This is a genomic window from Alcaligenes parafaecalis (assembly GCF_026344135.1).
Classification (GTDB): Bacteria; Pseudomonadota; Gammaproteobacteria; order Burkholderiales; family Burkholderiaceae_B; genus Alcaligenes; species Alcaligenes parafaecalis.
In genome coordinates, this window is sequence record NZ_JAPKNA010000003.1 from 428,545 (window position 1) to 451,615 (window position 23,071).

A 23,071-nucleotide genomic window follows, 5' to 3' on the forward strand; every position below is an offset into this window, starting at 1 on the left:
TATGCATGCTGGATTTTCTGTTCTCTTGCTCTTGCTGCTCTTGGGTATAGGGGTGCCGGTGGCCTGGTCCTTTGCCGGTACGCTGCTGATGTTGACGCTGGTGTATGACGTCAACTTGAACACCTTGATGCTGCAGGGCTTTCGTTCCTTGAACTCACTGGTTCTGCTGGCTTTGCCCTTGTTCATCATGGCGGGTTATTTGATGCAGGCAGGCGGGATTGCGCACCGTTTGGTGGGCTTTGCCGAGATGCTGGTCAAGAATCGCCGGGGTGGCATGGGAGCCAGCATGGTCCTGGCATCAGGTGTGTTTGGGGCTATTTCAGGTACAGCCTCGGCGGCGGTGGCTTCTATTGGCACCATTCTGGTCGATCCCATGGAGCAGCGCGGTTACCCGCGTCAATATTCGGCGGCCTTGCTGGGAATTTCTTCCTTGTTGGGGATTCTGATCCCGCCATCCATCACCATGATTCTGTTTGCCGTGGTGACACAGCAGTCAGTGGTAGCTTGCTTTGCAGCCACTATCGGGCCAGGTCTGCTTTTGATGATCGGGCTGACGCTGTTCAACTACGTGGTGGCCGGGCGCTGGTTCAAGGAGTTGCCTGCTCAGCCCGTCGATGAGCAAAGTCGGCGATCTTCGTTGAAAACGCTGCTCTATGCCGTGCCAGCACTGTGCATCCCGGCCCTGATTCTTGGGGGCATCTATGGGGGCGTATTCACTCCTACCGAAGCGGCCGCCGTAGCGGTGGTGCTGGTGATTGGTATTGGCTGCTTTGTGTACCGCGAGCTGACGATGCGCACGCTGCGTGACAGCTTTGTGCGTACCGCAGAGACAACGGGCACGGTCATTTTGATCTTGCTGTTTTCCTTCCTGATCGGCCGTATTCTGGTTGCCCAGGGTGTACCGCAGGATTTGACGGCCTTTGTGACCGGACTGGTTGACAGCCCTATCGGCATTCTCTTGATGGTCAATGTCTTTCTTATTTTAGTGGGCATGATTATTGATGACGTATCGCTGACGGTCGTGGTTGCTCCCTTGCTGCTGCCGCTGGTTGGTGTCGCTGATGTAAATCCGGTGCAGTTTGCAGCAATCGTGGCGTGCGCCGTGATCGTGGGTTCCAACAGCCCACCGATGGCGCCGGTGCTGTACATGTCCTGCCGCATCAGTAAAGTGGCGGTACACCGCTCCTTTGGTCCAGCGATTGCCATGATTGTTTTTGTGGCTATTCCGATTCAATTGATCACCACCTTCGTGCCCGCTGTTTCCTTGGCGTTTCCACGAATGCTGGGCCTGTTATAAGAGGAGCGCCGGTATACTTTGGCGACTAAAGCGACTCTACAAGCAGGTGATATGAGCGATAAGGAACTGATTGAACGCGTGGCCCAGGCCGGGGCGCTGACCGAGCCCAATGTGCATTTGACGCGGGCGGATTGGCTGGAGGCTGCCATTCGCCTGTTTATGCAGGAAGGCGTGGAGGCGGTGCGCATCACTCGTCTGGCCCAGGTCATGGCCGTCACGCGGGGCAGCTTTTATTGGCATTTCAAGGACAGGGACGATCTGCTCGATGGGCTGGTCGGTTTCTGGGAGCAAAAGAACATGCGCTCCACCATGCTGGCGCTGGAGAACGTGGACAATCTGCAAGATGGCATGTTGTCCCTGTTCTCCACCTGGCTGGACGTATCCCGTTTTGAACCCGGCCTGGATATGGCCATGCGTGATTGGGCAAGGCGCTCCGAGCGGGTGCGTCAGGCCGTAGCGCGGGCGGACAAGGCCTGCATGAATGCCTTGGCCAATTTCTTTCAGCGTATGGGTTTGGAAGAGGTAGAAGCGCAGACCCGAGCCCGGACAACCTACTTTTGTCAGATTGGTTATTACCTGATTGGTCTTCAGGAGGACCTGAAGGATCGGATGGTCTACCTGGATGACACCATGAAGATTCTGGGCGGCCAGCCTCTGGACCCCGCCAAGGCCAAGGCGTTTGCAGAGCGTATGTATAGCGTGCAAAAGGACAATGCCAAGAACGCAGGGTGATAGTTTGGACACTCTGAAGCCGAAAAACTGAAAGGGCCGAATCCTGTATGGGATTCGGCCCTTTTTTGGGCTGCGTTCTGTGGGACGTTTTATTGTCGCTTCACAAAGGCAGTCCGTGTTTTGCGCTGCTTGGCTTCAAGGCTTAGAACCAGTTAATCGGGTTCCAGTAGTTCACCTTGGTATCCAGGCCTTCCTTGAAGTAAACCGAATCAGGGAAGTTGTCGTCCATCACGCGTTTGGTGGTGTCACGCAGCTCGGTTTGACCCATCTTGTCGTAGGACAGGTACATCAAGTACAGAGCACGCTCAGCAATAGGTACACCCTTGAAGTCCGTAATCACGGTCTGTGCACGGTTCACCGCTGCCACGTAAGCACCACGTTTGTAGTAGTACTCGGCCACGTGAACTTCGTTCTGGGCGATGGTGCTGACCAGCCAGGTCAAGCGCTTGGCAGCATCCGGTGCGTAACGGCTATTCGGGTAGCGTTGCAGCAGATCGTTAAAAGCTTCGTAGGATTCGCGCAGGCCTTTGGGGTCTCGCTCGCTGGGGTCCTGTTGGGTAATGTTGGACAGGGCAGCGCTAGGAGGCGTAAAGGAGATCAGCCCTTTCAGGTACAACATATAGTCGGTACCGGGGTGGCTGGGGTATTGCTTCTGGAAGCGGTCGATAGCGGCCAGGGCTTTGGCAGGCTCGTCATCTTTCCAGTTGATATAGGCTTGGTCGATCAGCGACTGTTGTGCGAAGGTACCAAAGGGATAACGGGACTCGACGGCTTCCAGGCGGGCACGCGCATCTTTCCAGTTGCCAGCGGACATTTCTTCGCGGGCGTCTTTATACAGGCGTTCGGCGGTCCAACCCGAGGTGGGGTCAACTTCTTTTTTGGTAGTGCCGCAGCCAGCAAGCAAAGTGGCGGCCAGCATTAATGCGGCTACTTGGGCCAGCTTGGTACCACGAATACGTGGCAAGTTCAGGTTCAGGCGAGTCACAAAAGCGTCCTTGGTGTTAGCATTGCTGCTCAATTATATGATTTGTCGCCATGCCTGACACAGATACTGAAAAAGATAGTGTTGTTTCTTCCGACGCACTGCGTTTTATCCTTCCCATCACTGCGTCCCCAGACCGTCTGGACAAGACTTTAGCGCGTTTACTGCCACAGCATTCGCGCAGCCGTCTACAGTCCTGGGTCGAGAGCGGGCATGTTCTTGTCAACGGCCAGGCCGTCAAGGTCAAGCATACGGTTTACCCCGGTGATACCGTGCTGGTCTGGGAGCAGCAAGCCCCCGAAGACATGGCCTTCGAGCCCGATGACGTAGACTTTGAGATTGTGGCCCAAAGCGATTCCTGGCTGGTCGTCAACAAGCCCGTGGGTCTGGTCACGCACCCCGGTGCGGGTAACTGGCGCGGCACCTTGCTCAATGGTTTGCTGTTTCGCTTTCCCAATTTGCGTCAGGTGCCCCGTGCCGGTGTTGTACACCGGCTGGACAAAGATACGTCTGGCTTGCTGGTCGTGGCCCGCACGGAAGTGGCTCAAACTCACTTTGTCCGACAACTGCAAGAGCGTAGCATGGGACGCCAGTATCTGGCGTTGGTCCATGGTGTCTTGCCGGGTCAGGGTTCGGTGGATGAGCCTATTGGACGCGATTTGCGTGTGCCGGTACGCATGAGTACCGGGCCCTCTGTTGCCCCCAAGGCCGCCGTCACGCATTATCAGATGCTGCGTCAGGGGTATGCAGGCGAAGAGTCCGTGACTGAGGTGGCGTGCCGTCTTGAGACCGGGCGTACCCACCAGATTCGTGTGCATCTAAGCTCGATCAAGCATCCCTTGCTGGCCGATACCTTATATGGTGGCCGAGTGGTTGCCGGGGCCCAGCGCCAAATGTTGCATGCCCATGTGCTGGAGTTTGATGATCCCGATACGGGCGAGCGTCGCCGTTTCTCGGCGGCACCACCGTCTGATTATCAGTCTGTCGTAGAGGCGATTGAATGGCACACTCAAAGCTGATTCCTACTGTTAGCGGCCCCGAACAAGCGGGGCTGCTTTATTTTTGTACGACCCGTGCCGGGGGCGTCAGCCAGGACGAGCGTAGCAGCTTGAACCTGGGACTCAACACGGGCGACGACCCGGAACGGGTGCAGGCCAATCGCCAACGGGTAGCAGAGTTTTTGGGGGCAGACCCTGTCTGGCTGGCACAGGTGCATGGCACAGACGTGCTGGATGCAGATCTGGATATCTTGCCTGCTGTACCCCGCGAGTTTGATGCGGCGATCACTACCCGCCGGGATCGTACGCTAGCGATTTTGACTGCTGACTGCTTGCCAGTCGTGATCTGGGATGAGCAGAGCCAAGTGCTGGGCGTGGCCCATGCTGGTTGGCGCGGTCTGCAGGCCGGAGCATTGGAGCGAACCTGGCAGGCGATGGCGGCCCGTTGCCCGCAAGCACAGTCCTGGCAAGCCTGGATTGGGCCTGCCATCAGTCAGGAGCACTTCGAGGTGGGACAGGAGGTTTTCGATGCCTATGTTTCCAATGAGTCTGAATTAGCGCGCTTTTTTATTCCCGGTCAGCGTCCAGGGAAATGGCAGGCGGACTTGCCCGGTATTGCACGCCATCGTTTGGAAAAACTGTGTCCCGGCAAAATGACCGTGCATTTAAGTGGCCTGTGCACGTTTCAACAAAACGAATTGTTTTATTCCTACCGCCGTTCGCCCTTGACGGGCCGACAGGCCACCATTGCTCGCTTGAACCCGCTTTAACGGTTTTTTGATCGTTTTAAATACGATAAGGAATCTTTGATTCTGTCTATTGGCGTGCCAGCCTAATTAATTACCCCAATTGACTGCTTTTGTTACGAACGTCATGCTCTAAGCGTATTTGCAATTCGTTTACAGGTGGCAGATGTCGAGTAACAACAGTGCTTTTCAAGGTTTTGGCAAACCGATGGATGCCACCCGCTGTGCTGAACTTCAGGCTCGTTACACACAGCAGTGGCAGGATCTGTGGGACCAGGCTCAACGTGGCGCCTTGCCACCCCCGCAGGATCGCCGTTTTGCCGATGCCGCCTGGCAGAGCAATCCTACCGCCTTGTTCAATGCCCATATCTGGCAGCTTAGCGTTCAGGCCATGAACGATATGCTGGGCCTGATGGATCTGGAAGCGGCGCAGCGCGAACGCCTGAGCTTTTCCATGATGCAGTGGGCCGAAGCCATGTCGCCCAGCAATTATCTGATGCTCAACCCCCAGGCCCTGCAGACCATGATGGATACGGGCGGCCAGTCTGTGCTGGAAGGCATGTCCAATTTCGTGGACGACTGGCAAAAAGGGCGTCTGACGCAAACGGATGAAAGCCAGTTTCAGTTGGGGCAAAACGTGGGCACCACTTCGGGTGCCGTGGTGTTCCAGAACGATATTTTTCAGCTTATCCAGTACGCGCCCACCACGACGATGGTGCATGCGGTGCCTTTGCTGATTGTGCCTCCCTGCATTAACAAGTTCTATATTCTGGACTTGCAGCCGGAGAACTCCTTTGTGCGTCACGCCCTGGATCAGGGGCTGACGGTGTATCTGATGTCCTGGCGCAATCCTCAGCCTGACGATGCCGCACATATCCATGCCCTGGGTTGGCAGGATTATCTGGAGCAGGGCGTGCTGGAGGCCATTCGCGTCAGCCAGGAGCTGTCTGGCCAGAAAAAAATCAATACGCTGGGTTTTTGTATTGGCGGCACCTTGCTGGCCAGTGCCTTGGCGCTGGCGCGTGACAAGGGCCAGGACCCGGCTGCGTCCATGACCTTGCTGACCACCATGCTGGACTTCACGGATGTGGGCATGCTCAATGTGTTCATTGACGAAGCGCAGGTGGCGTATCGGGAATGGCAGTTAGGGCAGGGCGGTTTGCTGAATGCTCGCGAGCTGGCCAGCACGTTTTCTTTCTTGAGACCGGCCGAGCTGGTCTGGAACTACGTCAACAGCAATTATTTGCAGGGCAAAAAGCCTCCGGCCTTTGACCTGCTGTATTGGAACTCTGACGGCACCCATTTGCCCGGCCCTTTCTTTACCTGGTATTTGCGTAATACCTATCTGGAAAACCGCCTGGTTCAAGAGGGCGGCGTGCCAGTAGGGGCTCACCGTGCTGATTTGAGCCAATTGGACTTGCCTGTGTACCTGTATGGCTCCAAAGAAGACCATATCGTGCCCTGGCAGTCGGCCTATGCCTCCTTGCAGGCTTTGCCTGCGGCCCAGCATCGTTTTGTGTTGGGGGCGTCGGGCCATATTGCCGGTGTGATCAATCCGCCTGCCAAGCAGCGCCGTAATTATTGGGTGTTGCAAGATGGGGAGCCGGTCGCCTCGCTGGATGCCCAGCAGTATATGGAACGGGCGCAGTCTGTTCCCGGTAGCTGGTGGTCGGACTGGATTGCCTGGCTGGCCCCTTTGTCCGGTTCGCGTCGCCGCGCCAAACGTAGTCTGGGCCATGCCCGCTACCCGGTGCTGGAAGAGGCACCAGGCAGCTACGTCAAAGTACGCGCCAGTTAAGACTTCAATTTTCAGGTTTCGGGAGCAGGGCGATTCGTCCGCTTCCTTTATCCCGATGTCGTTTGATGACATTGCCCAGGCCGGCATCGGGATTTGAGCTATGTCACCCCTTTCAGGAGATGTATATGAGCAGCAAAGTAGCTTACGTAACTGGTGGTATGGGAGGGATAGGGACAGTCATTTGTCAGCGCCTGGCCAAGGACGGTTTTACCGTTATTGCCGGTTGCGGCCCTAACCGTGACTATCAAAAGTGGTTGGGCGAGCAGGCCGAGCTAGGCTATACATTCCATGCGTCGGTGGGCAACGTCGCAGATTGGGATTCGACGGTTGAAACCTTTAAAAAGGTTTTTGCCGATTTTGGTCGTGTCGATGTGCTGGTCAATAATGCCGGGATTACACGCGACGGTACGTTTCGTAAAATGAGCCAGGAAGATTGGCGCATGGTGATCGATACCAACCTGAACAGCCTGTTTAACGTGACCAAGCAGGTCATTGATGGCATGGTGGAGCGTCAGTGGGGCCGTATCGTCAACATCAGTTCGGTGAACGGGCAAAAAGGACAGTTCGGCCAGACCAACTACTCCACCGCCAAAGCCGGTATCCACGGCTTTACCATGGCGCTGGCGCAAGAGGTTGCCAATAAGGGGGTGACGGTCAATACTATTTCCCCCGGTTATATTGGTACTGACATGGTGCGTGCGATTCGTCCCGATGTTCTGGAGAAAATCGTCGCGACCATCCCGGTAGGCCGTTTGGGTACGCCTGATGAAATCGGTTCTATGGTGGCCTGGTTGGCCTCGGTGGACTCAGGTTTTGCAACAGGCGCGGATTTCTCCCTGAACGGCGGCCTGCACATGAGCTAAGGCTTGCCACTGTGCAATTCGTTTGTCTTTGTTTTATTGATTAGGAAGTAAGCACCAGCATGGGATCCCCTCGGCTCATCAAGAAATACCCCAATCGTCGCTTGTACGACACGCAGGCCAGCGCTTACATCACCATGGTCGATGTCAAGCAGTTGGTCCTGTCAGGAGAGGAGTTCGCGGTCGTCGATGCCAAAAGCGGCGAGGACCTGACGCGCAGTATTCTGTTGCAGATCATTCTTGAGGAAGAAAGCGGGGGAATTCCCATGTTCTCGACCCCGGTGCTGATGCAAATCATCCGTTTCTATGGCAATGCCATGCAGGGGGTGATGGGCTCGTATCTGGAAAAGAACATCCAGGCTTTCATGGAAATCCAGGAACGCATGACCGAGCAGTCCAAAGGCGTGTACGGCGGGCAGTTCGGTCCTGAAGCCTGGGCGCAGTTCATGAGTGTGCAGGCGCCTGTCATGCAGACCGTCATGAACAGCTATATTGATCAGAGCAAAAATCTGTTCGTGCAAATGCAGGATCAGATGCAGGATCAAACCCGGCAAATGTTCTCGGTCTTTCCCTTTGTGCCACCGGGCAAAGACAAGAAGGACTGATTTTTTTTAGTCTGCCAGCGTTTTAAACGGGGTATGGCTGCTTAAATTGTCCTGATAGCGGGCCACATGGCCCGCTTCTTCATGCAGGAACTCTTCAATGGCGTGGGCAAAGCGAGGGTCTGCAATCCAGTGCGCCGAGCAGGTGGGAGTCGGGAGCAAGCCACGTGATAGCTTGTGTTCCCCTTGAGCGCCGCCTTCAAAAAAACGCAGTTGCTGCGCAATGCAGAACTGAATCGCCTGGTTGTAGCAGGTCTCGAAATGCAGGCCAGGTACGTAACGAGTACAGCCCCAGTAACGTCCATAAAGCGTGTGCCCGTCCCGTAGTGACAGGGCGCAGGCCACGTCTTGTCCATCTTGCTGGGCCAGAATCAGCACCAGAGAGTCGGGTAGTTGATCGTGCAGGCGCGCAAAGAAATCCCGATTCAGATAAGGGCGTTGCCCGCGCTCTTGATAGGTGTTGGCGTAACACTGGTAAAAATAGTCCAGGTTCTGCTCGCTAATGTCCTGGCCCTGCTTGTGCTCAAAGGACAGGCCCTGCTCGTAGACCTTACGGCTATCCTGTCGCATCTTTTTGCGTTTTTGCTGGGTCAGTGATGCCAGAAAGTCCTCGTAGCTGGCGTAGTCCTGGTTTTGCCAGTGAAACTGCACATCATGGCGAATCATGAAGCCTGCTTGCTCCAGGGCCTGCCTGTCGTCTGCGTTCGGGAACAGGACATGTACCGAGGACAGTTGATTGTTCCGCGCCAGCTCAATCAGTTGCTGAGCCAGCAGGACGCGATCTTCCTGCGTGCGGGCCAGCAGGCGGGGGCCACTGACAGGCGTAAAAGGTATGGCAGACAAGAGCTTGGGGTAATAGTCCAGACCGTGACGTTGATAGGCCTGGGCCCAGCCTTGGTCAAACACATACTCCCCCCGGGAGTGATGCTTCAGGTACAGGGGTACGGCACCACACAGCGTCTGTCCACGATGCATTAACAGGTAATGGGGTGACCAGCCTGTCTGTGGAGTGGCGCAGCCAACGGCGTCCAGCGCTGTCAAAAAAGCATGGCTGAGCAGCAGGCGATCGCCAGAGAGCGCGTCCCAGCCTGCCGCATCGAGCTGATTCAGTTGTGTGCAAAGTGAAAACTGGATGGGTTCAGTGCTGGCCATGGCAAGGGGGGCGTCGGTAAGTCTATTTTGAAACAGGGGTAGGGCAGAGCCCCTGACGGCTTTGTATACTAGCCAGCGTTTCATGCAAAGGGAAGGCCTGCCTGGCATTGTTGCCTGTGCTGGCTCAATACGAGGAATCCATGAAGAAAATTGCTTTGACGCTGGGTGCCGCGATGGTGCTGGCGAGTTCGGCTCAAGCAGGACCTGCTTGTGAGTATTTGCGTAATCATGTCGCTTTGCAGTCGCAATCCGGCGACGAGCTGCAGATGCAGGATCAGGATGGAGCTTGTCTGGTTCAGAACGGACAATGGTCGGCCGGTTTTTCGTCGATGTTGCTGGCCTTTGATGAGCTGGTCTTGCGTGATGAGGGCTTGGAAAAACTGTCCGAGCGGCAAGCCATTCCTGACGCCATGGATCTACGAGTCGGCGGAATCTATGTTCTGACGGGACGTTTGCCAGGGCAGGACTATGTGATGCGCCTGCAGGCCAAGCCTATGGATTTCTCCCTGAAATACAAGTGGGACTCGGCCTCGGCGCAATTGGATCTGGAGCAGCTCCGGCTGCGCAGCAAGTACCTGCGTGAGGTTCGTGTTCAGGCTCAATTCGGAATCAAATCAGCAGCAGGGCGTGCCTTGGGCCCGGACGAGCTGGAGCAGGCAGAACTTAAAAGTCTGAATCTGTACCTGGATAATCAGAATCTGATCCAGACCATGATCATGCCTGCATTGGTGTTGAACATGAGTATGTACGAGGACCCGCGCCCCGCTGTCGAGAAGGCCTTGTTGGCAGCCCGCACGTCTGTGCAGTTGATGCCTGACTCGGTGGCGGATCGGGACAGTCGCAATGCCTTGCTGGCATTCATCGCTCAACTTCCCGCACCCGAGGGGCGTTTATCGCTGGAGATGAATATGGACCCGCCTTGGCCTGCGACTCGCCTGGAGTCCGGGCTGTCTGTAGATCAAATGCGTAAATTGATGTCCGGCCTGAAAGTGAAAGCCAGGTTCGATACAGGGCAAGAAGTCCCTTCAGCCTATGTCTGGCTGCGTGATCGCTTGCGTTATGGTTTGAAGTTGTTTGACCTTGGCAAGGCCGACGCATCGAATTAATGGGCGTCAGTCGCTGCAGGTTTTTATAGCCGTAGGGTGTTTGTCTGGCTTTCGCCATGAGCAAGGCGGGGCACTCAAGGCTCACAGGTATGGCTCGGGGTACGTAGAGTATCCGAGCCATGTTAGGTGTTCAGACCATCGCTAGTAGCTGTCTATAAAGCGGTGCCTGAAGCAGGACGAAAAAAACCGCCGCATAAGCGACGGTTTTTTAAATTTGGTTGCGGGGGCAGGATTTGAACCTACGACCTTCGGGTTATGAGCCCGACGAGCTACCATGCTGCTCCACCCCGCGTCAGAAAAGTAACTATAACATAGTTTTTGATTATGTACATAGTGTGGCGAGTTTATTTCATTAATATTTGCCGATCAGCTCTTGGAAGGGCTCGGTGGCAGGATAAATCGGCCCTTCAATTTTCTTGCGTCTTGTTGGTCGCAATGGTGTAATAGGGACTGTGCTTACAGGTTCAGCCAGACTGGCATTTCTAAAAGCTCAAACGCGCAAGCGGCTCCCTGTATAGCGACCAGTTCTTATTGGCTGGTATCTGGCTTTGATAGCAGTCGGCTCCCCTACTAGGCGGGATGTCCCGGCAAAACGAATTTCTCTGTTTCTGGCTTTGCTTCAGGTTTAGGCAATCGATGGCCCATGCTGTGGTCTTTGTTTGCCTTGATGATGGTGTGTCACCGTCCGGACCTGTATTGCCCCGATCAGTTATTGCCCCAAAAGTTGTTGTGCTGTTTTCGCGTTCTTGAATCTGAAACGCCAATTCCAATCCGGCCCGATAGGGCTTGCGGACATACTCATCATCAGCATGTGTGCTTACACAACATTTTTAATTGTTTTTAAAGCTGCCGTTTCTGGTTTGAGCCAGGGCGATGGGGCTGCGCGCGCGCTCAGTCGTGCTGACAGCCTGCGTGCTCTGGTTGTGGGCTGCGCTGCGCGCAAGATTGAAGATCAAAACAGCGGGCAACAAAAAAGCCAGCACGCATTGGCTGGCTTGTTTGATTCTGCTAAGCAGTTCCGGGTGATGGTTGCGGGGGCAGGATTTGAACCTACGACCTTCGGGTTATGAGCCCGACGAGCTACCATGCTGCTCCACCCCGCGCCGGAAGAATTAAATATTAACATGGAATTTTTGCTTTATGCAAGTATCGCTACACAGTGAGGCTTCCCAGCAGTGACTGAAAGTGAAATAATCCGAGTCCTGGAGACGGCTTTGCTGTGTGCGCAGCAGCCCATGAACAGCGCCGAGTTGCGCAAAATGTTTGTCTCCCCGCCGCTGAGTGCGGATGATCTGCGCCGTTATCTGGCTATCTTGCAATTGGATTGGAAAGAACGTGGCTTGGAATTAGTCCAGGTCGCTTCGGGTTGGCGTTTTCAAAGTCGCCCGGCCATGCAGGTATTTTTGTCTCGCCTCAGTCTGGAGCGTGCGCCCAAGTACTCGCGGGCCGTGCTGGAAACCTTGGCGATTATTGCCTGGCGGCAACCCGTTACCCGTGGCGATATTGAGGACATACGTGGGGTCAGCGTATCGACCCAGATTGTGCGTACCCTGGAGGATCGGGGCTGGATTGAAGTGCTGGGTTATCGTGATGCGCCCGGACGCCCGGCATTGCTGGGAACGACCCGTCAGTTTCTGAATGATCTGGGTCTGCGTTCTTTGGATGAGTTGCCCTCCGTTGAAACTCTGGACTCGCTGGATGTGCTGGCATCCTTGCCAAACGGGCAAGCGGCTGCATCGCCTGATCAGGGGCCGGACCAGCAACAGGATCAACAGCAGGATCAAGGGCAGGGTCTGGATCATCAGGATCAGAGCCAGGAGCTGGCGGCAGAGCAGGGCGTAGAGCAAGAGTCTGCCTCTGCGGCCATGCCGCAGACGGGTTCCGAAGCAGGGCAAGAAATAGAACAAGAAGCAGAGCAAGACGCTGCTTTGGAAGTGAGCATGGAGCCGGTTCTGGCTTCTGTTGCTCAGCTTGAGCTGGAGTCTGAACCGGATTCCGAGCCAGGCAGTCAGGAAGGTTTTCGCGAGGGGGCTCCTAGTGGGGAGCCGCCACAAGCTGAAGTGAATACGACACCGGACCCATTGGATGAGGCCCAGGCTGCGGCTGGCCTATCAGAAGCACAGGTACCGGACGAAATAAAAAACTCTGGAGTAAATGATTAAAAATGACTGATTCGCACGAGACGAACACAGCCTCTATGTCGGACGCCTCTGGCGCGGCCGATCCTAAAAATCCACGCGCAAAAGGCCAGGGACGTAAATTACGTACCCCGTTTCGCCGCCGTCGTGGTGATGCGACCCAAGAGTCTGCACCCCGCCAGAATGAAGAAGCCCAGGCTGCCGCTCCTAGCGAAGCCAAGGCACGTCCTGCTCGTCCAACACAAAATCGCCGCAAGCCTGCTCCTGCCGGTCGTCGCCAGGATACGCGCGGTGGTGCCCACAAGCGCCCAGCGACGCAGCAGGCTCGTTACACGAATCCGGCAGATGATGCTCCCGTTGTGGTGCTGGATGGTGATGATGACATCGCCTTTAGCCACTTGGACAAGCAAGGTCGCCTGTCGCAGCGTTTGGGTAAATACATGGGCAGCGAGCTGGTGCAGCCCAAGTTGCACAAAGTGCTGGCTGAGGCGGGTATCGGTTCGCGCCGCGATATGGAAGAGTTGATCGTCGCCGGTCGCGTATCGGTGAATGGCGAGCCTGCTCATATCGGTCAACGCGTTAGCGCCGAAGACAAGGTGCGTATCAATGGTCAGTTGGTCAATCGTGCCAATGCCAAGCGTCCTCCCCGTGTGATCCTGTATCACAAACCGGCTGGCGAGATCGTGACGCACGATGACCCTGAAGGTCGCGCCACCGTGTTTGGTCGTCTGCCTTCCCTGAAAGTAGGCAAGTGGCTTTCCGTGGGTCGTCTGGATTTGAATACCGAAGGTCTGTTGATTTTCACAACCTCCGGCGATATTGCAAATCGCATGATGCATCCTCGCTACGGTGCCGAGCGTGAATACGCCGTGCGCGTGCTGGGCGAGTTGAGCGAAGAGCAAATGCAGTCTTTGCGCGATGGCGTGCAGTTGGAAGACGGTGTGGCCAAGTTTGGTGCGATCGAGTTCCTGGGCGGTGAAGGCAGTAATCGCTGGTATCGCGTCACCATTCACGAAGGTCGTAACCGTGAAGTGCGTCGTATGTTTGAAGCCATGGGTGTCACGGTTAGCCGTTTGATTCGTACACGTTTTGGCGATGTGGGTCTGCCCAAGAGCCTGCGCCGTGGTCGTTGGGAAGAGCTGGATGCCGACCTGGTAATGGCCTTCATGCTGCGTTTGGGTCTGGTTAAAGAATCGGACGATGAGGGCTCGTATCAGCGCCGTGAGCGCCAGCCCTTGTCGCATGACAGCGCCTTGCCTCCCGGTTTCGGTACTTTGGAGCACAATGGTCTGAGCGGTGCCCGTATGGGACGCGGTGGCCGAGTCGCCAGTGGCCGTGGTCGTTCGTCCAATAATGTGCGGGTGAATGAGTCAGTCAGCGGTGCTCTGTTTATCAGTGGCGGTCTGGCAAATGGCCATCCTGATGGTGGTCGTCGCGAACACGGCGGTCATGGACGTGGTGCGCCACGTGCCGGTCAAGGTGCTCGTGGTCAGCAGCGCGGTCGCTCGGCAGAGGGACGTTCTTCGGAGGGCCGTAGCCACGAAGGCCGTGGTCACGAGGGTCGCTCGCAAGAAGGTGCGCGTGTTCACAATGGCCGTCGTCCGGCGCGTGGTGAACAGGGCGGTCGCAGCGAGCAGGGTCGTGGTGATCAGGCTCGTGGCGGTCACGCACGTGGTGCTCAGGAAGGGCGTGCTCCATCGGTTCGTCGCGGTGCAACAGACCGTGCGGGTGCAGGGCAGGGGCCTAAGGCTCACGTGAAGAAAACAACAGTAGTGCGTCGTGTTAATCGACGTGATGATGACTGGCAGCCAGCCAGCTCGGCCGCTCATGAGTCCCATCTGGGGCGTGGGCGTCGATAAAGCCAAGTCGCACGGACTTTGAGTTTGTGGCCCGAACCCTGCGGTTTGGGCCTGTAAGGCCGTGTGAATGCACGTATTTTCCGGTTTTCTGGTAGAATATAGAACTTGGCTCAGAGACGATAGTGTCGGCTGGGTCTTTTTTGATGCTGCGCGCCAGCGAATAGGGCGGTCTTTCAAGGCAAAGACCGCGTGGATCATCCGGTTCGGTTGCGCCTGCAACTACCCGATTTGACGTTGGCAATGCGCAAGACCAGGGCCCGCTTGACTCTCAAGTGTGCATGGTGACCATGGGCTGGCGTACAGCCCATTTTTTTTGGATTTTATGGCAGACATTCTAGCTTTGGCACAAGAGACCCTGGCGGGTACCGAGTACGAACTGGTGGACGTGGAGCGTGCGCCGCTAGGCTTGTTACGCATCGTCATCGATCACCCGGAAGGGGTGCGTATCGAACACTGTGAATGGGTGTCTAAACAATTATCGCGCGTTTTCGAAGTGGAAAACGTGGAATACAACCGCATGGAAGTCGCCTCGCCGGGGATAGATCGCCCTTTGTTGCGCGTTGGCGATTACGTGCGTTTCGCGGGCAGTCGGGTGCAAGTGCGCCTGCACGAGGCAGTCGACAATCGGAAAGTGTTTGTGGGTACGCTCCACGCTCCTGAGGGGGCGCTACCGGCTAGTGTTCCGCTGGATACCGTTTTTAGGCTGGAACTGGACGAAGCATCGGGCAAGCTGACGCAGGTCGAATTCACCTATGACCAGGTGGATCGTGCCAAATTGGATCCCGTTCTTGATTTCAAGGGTAAGAAGCGATGAGTCGCGAAATTCTATTGCTGGTCGATGCGCTGGCGCGTGAAAAATCCGTAGCGCGTGATGTCGTGTTCACCGCGCTCGAAAGCGCCTTGGCCTCGGCCATGAAAAAGCGCTTCAAGGAAGATGTCGATATCCGTGTGGAAATCGACCGGGAAACTGGTGCCCATGAAGGGTTCCGGCGCTGGCTGGTCGTGCCCGACGAGGCCGGCCTGCAAGAGCCCGATAAACAGGAAATGTTGTCGGACGCCCAGGAAATCGATCCCGAGCTGCAAGTGGACGATTACATCGAAGAACCGCTCGAGCCTATCGAGTTCGGTCGTATCGGTGCCCAGGCGGCCAAACAGGCCATCCTGCAAAAAATCCGTGACGCCGAGCGCGAACAGGTTCTGAACGACTTCCTGGAACGTGGTGAAACCATCGTTTCCGGTACGGTCAAGCGCATGGATAAGGGCGATGCCATTATCGAAATGGGCAAGATCGAAGCGCGTCTGCCACGCTCGGAAATGATCCCCAAGGAAAACATCCGCGTGGGTGACCGCGTGCGTGCCTGGGTACAAAAGGTGGATTACGCGGCTCGTGGCCAACAGGTCATCTTGTCGCGTACGGCCCCTGACTTTATTAAAGAACTGTTCGAGAACGAAGTACCTGAAATCGAACAGGGTCTGCTGGAAATCAAGGCAGCCGCCCGTGATGCGGGTGTGCGCGCCAAGATCGCCGTTATTGCTTACGACAAGCGTATCGATCCTATCGGTACTTGCGTCGGTATGCGTGGTTCGCGCGTCACTGCGGTGCGTAACGAACTGGGCGGCGAGCAGGTCGATATCGTGTTGTGGGCGGATGATCCGGCCGAATTTGTGATCGGCGCTCTGGCTCCGGCACACGTCGAATCCATTTTGGTGGATGAAGACAAGCACGCCATGGACGTGGTGGTGGACGAAGAAAACCTGCCCAAGGCGATTGGTTCGCGTGGTCAGAACGTGCGTCTGGCCTCCGAGTTGACTGGCTGGCAGATCAACATCATGACACCGGAAGAAAGCCGCAACCGTCAGGACGAAGAGCGCGAAGAATTGCGCGCCACCTTCATGTCCCGTCTGGATGTGGACGAAGCCGTGGCCGATATTCTGATCGACGAAGGGTTTACCGGTCTGGAAGAAATCGCTTATGTGCCTATGCAGGAACTGCAGGATATCGAAGCCTTTGACGAAGAAACCGTCAACGAGCTGCGCGCCCGCGCCCGCAATGCACTGCTGAGCGAGGCTATTGCCAAAGAAGAATTGGTACAGACTGCGGTCAAGGAACTGGCTGGAATCGAAGGCATGACGCCTGAGCTGATCGCCGTGTTGGCCGAAAACGAGATTACAACGCTGGATGAACTGGCGGAACTGGCAACGGACGAACTGTCCGAAATGAGCGGCCTGGCACAAGAAGAAGCCAGCGAACTGATCATGCGTGCCCGTGCCCACTGGTTTGACGACGAGGCCTGATATGTCTAGCTAGGTCCCGCGCGTTGTATTCATTAAGAATAGTTGTAGTAAAGCAAGAGAGAGTCGAATGTCGAGTAACACTGTCGCCCAGTTCGCTCAAGAACTGAAAATGCCTGCGAATGTTCTGATGGAACAGTTGCGTAGCGCAGGTATTGAGCTCAAATCAGTTGATGACGCCATCACTGATTCGGATAAGGCGAAGCTGCTTGAATCGTTGCGCCGCTCGCACGGCAGTCAGGAGGGTAATAAAATCACCCTGACTCGCCGTCAAACATCGGAGATTCGTCAGGATGACGGGTCGGGTCGCTCCCGCACGATTCAGGTGGAAACACGCAAAAAACGTGTGTTTGTAAAGCGTGATCCGTCCGAGCTGGTGGCAGAGGCCAATGCGGCATTGGCTCAGGAAAATGCCAAGGAGCAAGCTGCTCAGGCCCAAGCGGCCAGCCAGGAAAGCCCCGCTGTTGAACAGGCGCCTGCCGCGCCTGTCAGCGAGCCGGTGGCCCCTGTTGCAGCGACCCCTGAGGCTCCTGTGAAGGTGGAAACCCCCGTCGAGTCCAAGCCTGCGCCTGCGCCAGAGCCTGAACCCGAAGTGGTCGCCGCCCCAGAACCGACTCCTGTTGCTGAGCCCGCGCCTGAACCTGCTGCTCCTGCAGAGCCCGTTGTGGCTGCCCAGGAAGATACAAAGAAACCCGAGCCTCAGCCTCAGGAACAAGCACCTGCTGCATCGGCACCGTCCGACGCTGCAGCGCCTGTTCAGGAAAAGGCCGATTCGGCTCCCTCTCCTACGGCCCAAGAAAAGCCGGTGGAACCTACTAAATCTGTAAACGACGCCCGTCAAGCTAACTCTGTGAATAAAAATCAGCACCCTCAAGGGACTAAAACGCCCACCTCGACTGGAAAACCTCGGGATATGGCCGCTACTAGCCAGCGTCGTGCCGTGCGCGGCCCGGTGATTCCGCCTGTTGCCGCCGATGTGGAGCAAGACCAGGATCGTGATCGCGCCCGTAAAGCAGCCGAGGCTGAAGCCGCTGCCTTGCGCGATATGTTGAACCGTCCTCGTAAAGTCTTGCGTGCTCCCGAGCCCGAGGCTGACAGCAAGGCAGGCGCCAAGGGCGCTCAGAAGAAAGACGCCAAAGGTTCCAAAACCGATAAAGTTCCAGGCAAACCGGTCAAGACCGATAGCACCCCAGGCTGGACCAGCGATGCAAGCCGCAAGAAGCAGCCCTCCAAGGCTGATGTGGCTTCCGCCGGTGCCGGTGGTGGTCGTGAAGGCTGGAAATCCAATTCCAAGGCCGGTCGTGGCAAGGGTGGCCGTGGTGGCCGTAACGCTCAGGCTGATCGTCGCGAACCGCAAGTGGCAGAATTCATCGCCCGTGAAGTTCACGTGCCTGAAACTATTTCGGTCAGCGATCTGGCTCACCGGATGGCCGTCAAGGCTGCCGAGGTGATCAAGCACCTGATGAAACTGGGCCAGATGGTCACCATCAACCAGGTGCTGGATCAGGAAACGGCCATGATTCTGGTCGAAGAGCTGGGTCACAAAGCGATTGCGGCCAAGCTGGACGATCCGGAAGCCTTCCTGGTTGATACCGATGCTCAGAACGATGCCGAACTGAAGCCACGCGCTCCAGTGGTAACCGTGATGGGTCACGTTGACCACGGTAAAACCTCGCTGCTGGACTACATCCGTCGCGCCAAGATCGCGTCGGGCGAAGCCGGTGGTATTACGCAGCACATTGGTGCTTACAACGTAAAAACAGATCGCGGCACCGCTACCTTCCTGGATACCCCCGGTCACGAAGCCTTTACGGCCATGCGTGCTCGCGGTACCAAGGCAACGGACATCGTGATTCTGGTGGTGGCCTCGGATGACGGCGTGATGCCTCAGACCCGTGAAGCTATTCACCACGCTCGCGCCGCTGGTGTGCCTCTGGTAGTGGCGATCAACAAGATCGACAAGCCCGAAGCCAACCCGGAACGCGTCAAGCAGGAACTGGTTGCCGAGCAAGTCGTTCCTGAAGAATACGGTGGCGATGTGCCCTTTATTCCTGTGTCGGCCAAAACCGGCCAGGGCATCGACGAACTGCTGGAAAACGTGCTGCTGCAAGCCGAAATGCTGGAGCTGAAGGCCCCGGTAGACGCGCCTGCCAAGGGCACCGTCATTGAAGCCCGTCTGGACAAGGGCCGTGGTCCTGTAGCGACCATCCTGGTTCAGAGCGGTACCCTGAACCGTGGCGACAGCGTGCTGGTTGGCGCATCCTTCGGTCGCGTTCGTGCCATGTTGAATGAAACGGGCAAGTCGCTCAATTCCGCTGGTCCATCGATTCCGGTCGAAATCCAGGGTCTGACCGATGTGCCTGCCGCCGGTGACGAACTGGTCGTGATGGCTGACGAGCGTAAAGCCCGTGAAATCGCCCTGTTCCGCCAAGGCAAGTTCCGCGATGTGAAATTGTCGCGTCAACAAGCCGCCAAGCTGGAATCCATGTTCGACAACTTGGGCGAAGGTACACAGACTCTGTCGCTGATCATCAAGACCGACGTACAGGGTTCGCAAGAAGCGCTGGTTCAGTCGCTGGTCAAGCTCTCTACCGACGAAGTGCGCGTGGTGGTTGTACACGCCGCCGTGGGTGGTATCTCCGAGAGCGACGTCAACCTGGCTATCGCCTCCAACGCCGTTGTTATTGGCTTTAACGTACGTGCCGAGCAAAGCGCCAAGAAACTGGCCGAAGCCAACGGTATCGACATGCGTTACTACAACATCATTTACGATGCGGTCGACGAGGTCAAAGCAGCTCTGTCCGGCATGTTGGCTCCAGAGCAACGCGAAGAAGTCATCGGTATGGTTGAAATTCGCGAAGTCTACAACGTGTCACGTATTGGTAACATCGCCGGGTGTATGGTTACCGAGGGCGTGGTTCGCCGCGACTCGCAAGTTCGCTTGCTGCGCAACAACGTCGTGCATTGGAGTGGCTACCTGGAATCGCTGCGCCGCTTCAAGGACGATGCCAAAGAAGTGCGTTCCGGCTTCGATTGCGGTATCACGCTGCGCGGCAACAACGACATCCAAGTGGGCGACCAGCTTGAGATCTTCGAGATCAAAGAGATCGCCCGGACACTGTAATTTATGGCACGACACAAGTCCAAACCTAACCCAGGGCGCAATCTGCGCCTGGCCGACCAGATCCAGAAGGATCTGGCGGTCCTGATCCAGCGCGAGATCGATATGACCCGCGCTGGTCTGATCACCTTGACCGGTGTGGAGCTGTCTCCTGACTACGCTCACGCCAAAGTGTATTACTCGGTGCTGGGCGCCGAACCCGAAGCTGCCCAGGCGGCTTTGACCGAGAAGGCCGGTTGGTTGCACTCGCTGCTGTTCAAGCTGCTGCACATTCATACCGTTCCGACTCTGCATTTTCATCACGACCGACAGTTGGAACGCGGCATGGAGCTCTCCAAGCTCATCGACAGCGCCAACCAGGCCGATAGCGAATTGAACGGCTCTGCCTCCAAATCGGACGAGCCGGACGAACAGCCCTGACGCGGCTGTTGTTTCTTCACGGATTGACACACAATGGCTACGCGAAAACGCGGGCAGTTGATTGATGGTGTGCTGCTACTGGACAAGTCCGACGGAATGTCCAGCAACCACGCTTTGCAGCGTGCGCGCCGCACTCTGGATGCCCGCAAAGCTGGCCATACTGGAACCCTGGACCCGTTTGCAACGGGTCTGCTGGTTTGCTGTTTTGGTCGAGCTACCAAGATTTCCGCCACCATGCTGGAAGCGGACAAAGCCTACGAAGCTACCTTGCTGTTTGGTCAGGAAACCGATTCAGGTGACTTGACTGGCAATGTGGTGTCTCAGGCCCCGGCAGAGTTTGCCGGTGTGACCCTTGAGGCCCTGGAGGCCGTATTACCTGCCTTTCGAGGCCCCATTACCCAGGTGCCGCCCATGTATTCCGCGCTCAAGCGCGATGGCAAGCCCCTGTATGAATATGCCCGTCAGGGTATAGAGCTGGAACGTGAGGCACGACATCTCGTGATTCACGATTTGCAGGTGCAAGACTTTACGCCGCAATCGGCGCGTTTGTTTGTACGTTGCAGCAAGGGAACCTATATCCGGACCCTGGCGCAAGACATTGGACGTGCTCTGGGGTGTTTTGCCCATCTGACGGCCTTGCGCCGGACAGAGTTAGGACCTTTTCATATCGACGACGCCTACACCCTGGACGGGTTGCAGGCGATGGAAGACCCGATGTCGGCCTTGCTGGCCATCGAGAGCTTGCCTACCGAGATTTTGCCCAAAAAACTTCAATCAGAAGGATGAGTTATGAGACGCGCATTGCGCAATGTGGCCATTATTGCCCACGTTGACCACGGGAAGACCACCCTGGTCGATCAATTGTTGAGACAGGCAGGTACGTTCCGTGACAACGAACATATCTCCGAACGTGTCATGGACTCGGGCGATATCGAGAAAGAACGCGGTATTACCATTCTGGCGAAGAACTGTGCCGTCGAATACGAAGGCACCCACATCAACATTATCGACACCCCCGGTCACGCTGACTTCGGTGGCGAGGTCGAGCGCGTGCTGTCCATGGTTGACGGCGTGCTGTTGCTGGTGGACGCGGTTGAAGGCCCCATGCCCCAGACCCGTTTTGTGACTCGTAAAGCCCTGGAACTGGGTCTGCGCCCGATTGTGGTGGTCAACAAGGTTGACCGTCCTGGTGCCCGTCCTGACTTCGCCATCAACGCCACGTTCGACTTGTTCGACAAGCTGGGCGCCACTGATGAGCAGTTGGACTTCCCTATCATTTACGCATCGGGCCTGTCGGGCTACGCCGGTTTGACCGAAGACGTGCGTGAAGGCGATATGCGTCCTTTGTTTGACGCTATTTTGCAGCACGTTCCTCAGCGTGAAGATGACGTCAACGCACCTTTGCAGTTGCAGATTTGTTCCCTGGACTACAGCTCCTACGTGGGCAAGATCGGTGTAGGTCGTGTGAACCGTGGTCGCGTGCGCGCTGCCCAGGACGTGATCGTCAAATTCGGTCCTGATGGCGAAGTCATCAAAGGCCGTATCAACCAGGTTCTGAAGTTCAAGGGTCTGGAGCGTGTGTCGGTTGATGAAGCCGAAGCCGGCGACATCGTGCTGATCAACGGTATTGAAGAGCTGGGCATTGGTTGCACCGTGACCGATCCTGCTACGCCTGAAGCACTGCCTTTGCTGCGCATTGACGAACCTACACTGACCATGAACTTCATGGTGAACACCTCGCCTTTGGCCGGTCGTGAAGGCAAGTTTGTGACCAGCCGTCAGTTGCGTGACCGCCTGGACCGCGAACTGAAATCCAACGTGGCGCTGCGCGTTAACGAAACCGACGACGACACCGTGTTTGAAGTGTGCGGTCGTGGTGAGTTGCACTTGACCATTCTGATCGAAAACATGCGTCGTGAAGGCTACGAAATGGCCGTATCGCGTCCACGCGTGCTGATTCGTGAGGAAAACGGCGTCAAGATGGAGCCCTACGAGCAACTGACCGTGGACGTCGAAGACGGCCACCAAGGTGGCGTGATGGAAGAGCTGGGTCGCCGTCGTGGTGACTTGCAGGATATGGTTGCTGATGGCCGTGGTCGTACACGTCTGGAGTACCGTATTCCCGCTCGTGGCCTGATCGGCTTCCAGGGCGAATTCATGACCCTGACACGCGGTACCGGCCTGATGAGCCACACCTTTGACGAGTTCCGCCCCATGCGTGAAGGCACGGTTGGCGAGCGTCGTAACGGCGTGCTGATCAGCCAGGACGACGGTGATGCCGTGGCCTACGCGCTGTGGAAACTGCAAGATCGTGGCCGTATGTTTGTGTCCCCCGGTGATGCCCTGTACGAAGGCATGATCATCGGTATTCACAGCCGTGACAACGACCTGGTGGTTAACCCCATCAAGGAAAAGAAACTGACCAACGTGCGTGCTTCCGGTAAGGACGAGCACATTGATCTGGTTCCACCTATCCGCATGAGCCTGGAATACGCTGTGGACTTCCTGGATGACGACGAGCTGGTTGAAGTGACTCCCAAGTCCATTCGCCTGCGCAAGCGTTACCTGAAAGAACACGAGCGTCGTCGCAGCCAACGCGAAGGTTAATCCTTCGGGTTTAGCGATACGAGAAAACGCCTGCTTGATGCAGGCGTTTTTTTTATTCTATATTGTCAGGGTCAGGCCAGATTTGAAAAAGGTATTAGAGAGCTGGGGCGCATTGATAAGCGCTCCAGCTTGATTTTTAAAATCATGAGCGGGTGGGAGATAAATAAAATTGATTAAGCAGCTTATCAATAAATAAACGACTGTTTTAATTTCTGCTTAATACTTGTTCGATCCAGACTGGCTGGACGCATTACCAAGCTCGCTTTGCGAAGTCTCAGTTATATCTGCGTATCTTCTTGTTTTTTATAAATTTTTATTGATACAAGTTGCTATGCGTAGTTTTCCCTTCAAGGAGAATACT

At 56.2% G+C, this 23,071-nt stretch carries 18 protein-coding genes and 2 tRNA genes; 16 read left to right on the forward strand and 4 right to left on the reverse strand.

Annotation, left to right across the window (positions count from 1 at the left end):
- The first annotated feature begins 1 nt into the window (after nt 1).
- Together OSH09_RS12460 and OSH09_RS12465 are read left to right on the forward strand one after the other, a co-directional pair.
- On the forward strand, nt 2–1,297 hold the full coding sequence (locus OSH09_RS12460) for a TRAP transporter large permease (protein WP_222667457.1): 1,296 nt from the start codon (nt 2–4) through the stop codon (nt 1,295–1,297).
- A 51-nt stretch (nt 1,298–1,348) separates the two neighbouring features.
- Nucleotides 1,349–2,029 carry a TetR/AcrR family transcriptional regulator gene (locus OSH09_RS12465; protein ID WP_266121150.1) on the forward strand — a complete coding sequence of 227 codons (681 nt, stop codon included), beginning with the start codon at nt 1,349–1,351 and terminating at the stop codon, nt 2,027–2,029.
- A 142-nt stretch (nt 2,030–2,171) separates the two neighbouring features.
- Here the strand turns inward: OSH09_RS12465 and OSH09_RS12470 are convergent, their stop codons facing one another.
- Nucleotides 2,172–2,969 carry an outer membrane protein assembly factor BamD gene (locus OSH09_RS12470; RefSeq protein ID WP_266121189.1) on the reverse strand — a complete coding sequence of 266 codons (798 nt, stop codon included), beginning with the start codon at nt 2,967–2,969 and terminating at the stop codon, nt 2,172–2,174.
- 95 nt (nt 2,970–3,064) lie between these two features.
- Between OSH09_RS12470 and OSH09_RS12475 the strand changes: the two genes are divergently transcribed.
- The 5 genes from OSH09_RS12475 (at nt 3,065) to phaR (ending at nt 8,018) form a co-directional block, all read left to right on the forward strand.
- Nucleotides 3,065–4,030: an RluA family pseudouridine synthase gene (locus OSH09_RS12475; RefSeq protein ID WP_207873637.1), complete on the forward strand. Its 966-nt coding sequence runs from the start codon at nt 3,065–3,067 to the stop codon at nt 4,028–4,030.
- A complete protein-coding gene (gene pgeF, locus OSH09_RS12480) occupies nt 4,012–4,779 on the forward strand; it encodes a peptidoglycan editing factor PgeF (protein WP_266121151.1) in 768 nt (255 codons plus the stop codon). Before OSH09_RS12475 ends, pgeF begins: the two co-directional genes overlap by 19 nt.
- 142 nt (nt 4,780–4,921) lie before the next feature.
- On the forward strand, nt 4,922–6,553 hold the full coding sequence (locus OSH09_RS12485; RefSeq protein WP_266121152.1) for a PHA/PHB synthase family protein: 1,632 nt from the start codon (nt 4,922–4,924) through the stop codon (nt 6,551–6,553).
- A 125-nt stretch (nt 6,554–6,678) separates the two neighbouring features.
- Nucleotides 6,679–7,416, forward strand: coding sequence for an acetoacetyl-CoA reductase (gene phbB, locus OSH09_RS12490; protein WP_207873640.1), 738 nt, complete (start codon nt 6,679–6,681; stop codon nt 7,414–7,416).
- Between the two features lie 59 nt (nt 7,417–7,475).
- Entirely contained in the window at nt 7,476–8,018 is a 543-nt protein-coding gene (phaR, locus tag OSH09_RS12495; protein ID WP_207873641.1) for a polyhydroxyalkanoate synthesis repressor PhaR, read from the forward strand.
- 6 nt (nt 8,019–8,024) lie between these two features.
- Here the strand turns inward: phaR and OSH09_RS12500 are convergent, their stop codons facing one another.
- Nucleotides 8,025–9,167, reverse strand: coding sequence for a GNAT family N-acetyltransferase (locus OSH09_RS12500; RefSeq protein ID WP_266121153.1), 1,143 nt, complete (start codon nt 9,165–9,167; stop codon nt 8,025–8,027).
- Between the two features lie 140 nt (nt 9,168–9,307).
- Here OSH09_RS12500 and OSH09_RS12505 point away from each other — a divergent pair, with 140 nt between their 5' ends.
- On the forward strand, nt 9,308–10,273 hold the full coding sequence (locus OSH09_RS12505) for a hypothetical protein (protein ID WP_266121154.1): 966 nt from the start codon (nt 9,308–9,310) through the stop codon (nt 10,271–10,273).
- A gap of 215 nt (nt 10,274–10,488) precedes the next feature.
- Here OSH09_RS12505 and OSH09_RS12510 read toward each other — a convergent pair.
- Nucleotides 10,489–10,565: transfer RNA gene (locus OSH09_RS12510), tRNA-Met, on the reverse strand.
- 734 nt (nt 10,566–11,299) lie between these two features.
- A tRNA-Met gene (locus OSH09_RS12515) sits at nt 11,300–11,376 on the reverse strand.
- A 132-nt stretch (nt 11,377–11,508) separates the two neighbouring features.
- Between OSH09_RS12515 and scpB the strand changes: the two genes are divergently transcribed.
- The 8 genes from scpB (at nt 11,509) to typA (ending at nt 22,710) form a co-directional block, all read left to right on the forward strand.
- Entirely contained in the window at nt 11,509–12,435 is a 927-nt protein-coding gene (gene scpB / locus OSH09_RS12520) for an SMC-Scp complex subunit ScpB (RefSeq protein WP_407653291.1), read from the forward strand.
- A gap of 2 nt (nt 12,436–12,437) precedes the next feature.
- Nucleotides 12,438–14,270: a 23S rRNA pseudouridine(2605) synthase RluB gene (gene rluB, locus OSH09_RS12525; protein ID WP_266121156.1), complete on the forward strand. Its 1,833-nt coding sequence runs from the start codon at nt 12,438–12,440 to the stop codon at nt 14,268–14,270.
- Nucleotides 14,271–14,592: 322 nt separating this feature from the next.
- Entirely contained in the window at nt 14,593–15,084 is a 492-nt protein-coding gene (rimP, locus tag OSH09_RS12530; RefSeq protein ID WP_207873646.1) for a ribosome maturation factor RimP, read from the forward strand.
- On the forward strand, nt 15,081–16,565 hold the full coding sequence (gene nusA, locus OSH09_RS12535; protein WP_266121157.1) for a transcription termination factor NusA: 1,485 nt from the start codon (nt 15,081–15,083) through the stop codon (nt 16,563–16,565). Before rimP ends, nusA begins: the two co-directional genes overlap by 4 nt.
- A gap of 67 nt (nt 16,566–16,632) precedes the next feature.
- Nucleotides 16,633–19,686: a translation initiation factor IF-2 gene (gene infB / locus OSH09_RS12540; RefSeq protein WP_222667449.1), complete on the forward strand. Its 3,054-nt coding sequence runs from the start codon at nt 16,633–16,635 to the stop codon at nt 19,684–19,686.
- 3 nt (nt 19,687–19,689) lie between these two features.
- Nucleotides 19,690–20,103 carry a 30S ribosome-binding factor RbfA gene (rbfA, locus tag OSH09_RS12545; RefSeq protein WP_207873649.1) on the forward strand — a complete coding sequence of 138 codons (414 nt, stop codon included), beginning with the start codon at nt 19,690–19,692 and terminating at the stop codon, nt 20,101–20,103.
- A 33-nt stretch (nt 20,104–20,136) separates the two neighbouring features.
- Nucleotides 20,137–20,889, forward strand: a complete 753-nt coding sequence (gene truB / locus OSH09_RS12550; protein ID WP_207873650.1) for a tRNA pseudouridine(55) synthase TruB — start codon at nt 20,137–20,139, stop codon at nt 20,887–20,889.
- A 3-nt stretch (nt 20,890–20,892) separates the two neighbouring features.
- The gene (typA, locus tag OSH09_RS12555) at nt 20,893–22,710 is read left to right on the forward strand and encodes a translational GTPase TypA (RefSeq protein ID WP_207873651.1); all 1,818 of its coding nucleotides are present in this window, start codon (nt 20,893–20,895) and stop codon (nt 22,708–22,710) included.
- Nucleotides 22,711–23,071: the final 361 nt, after the last annotated feature.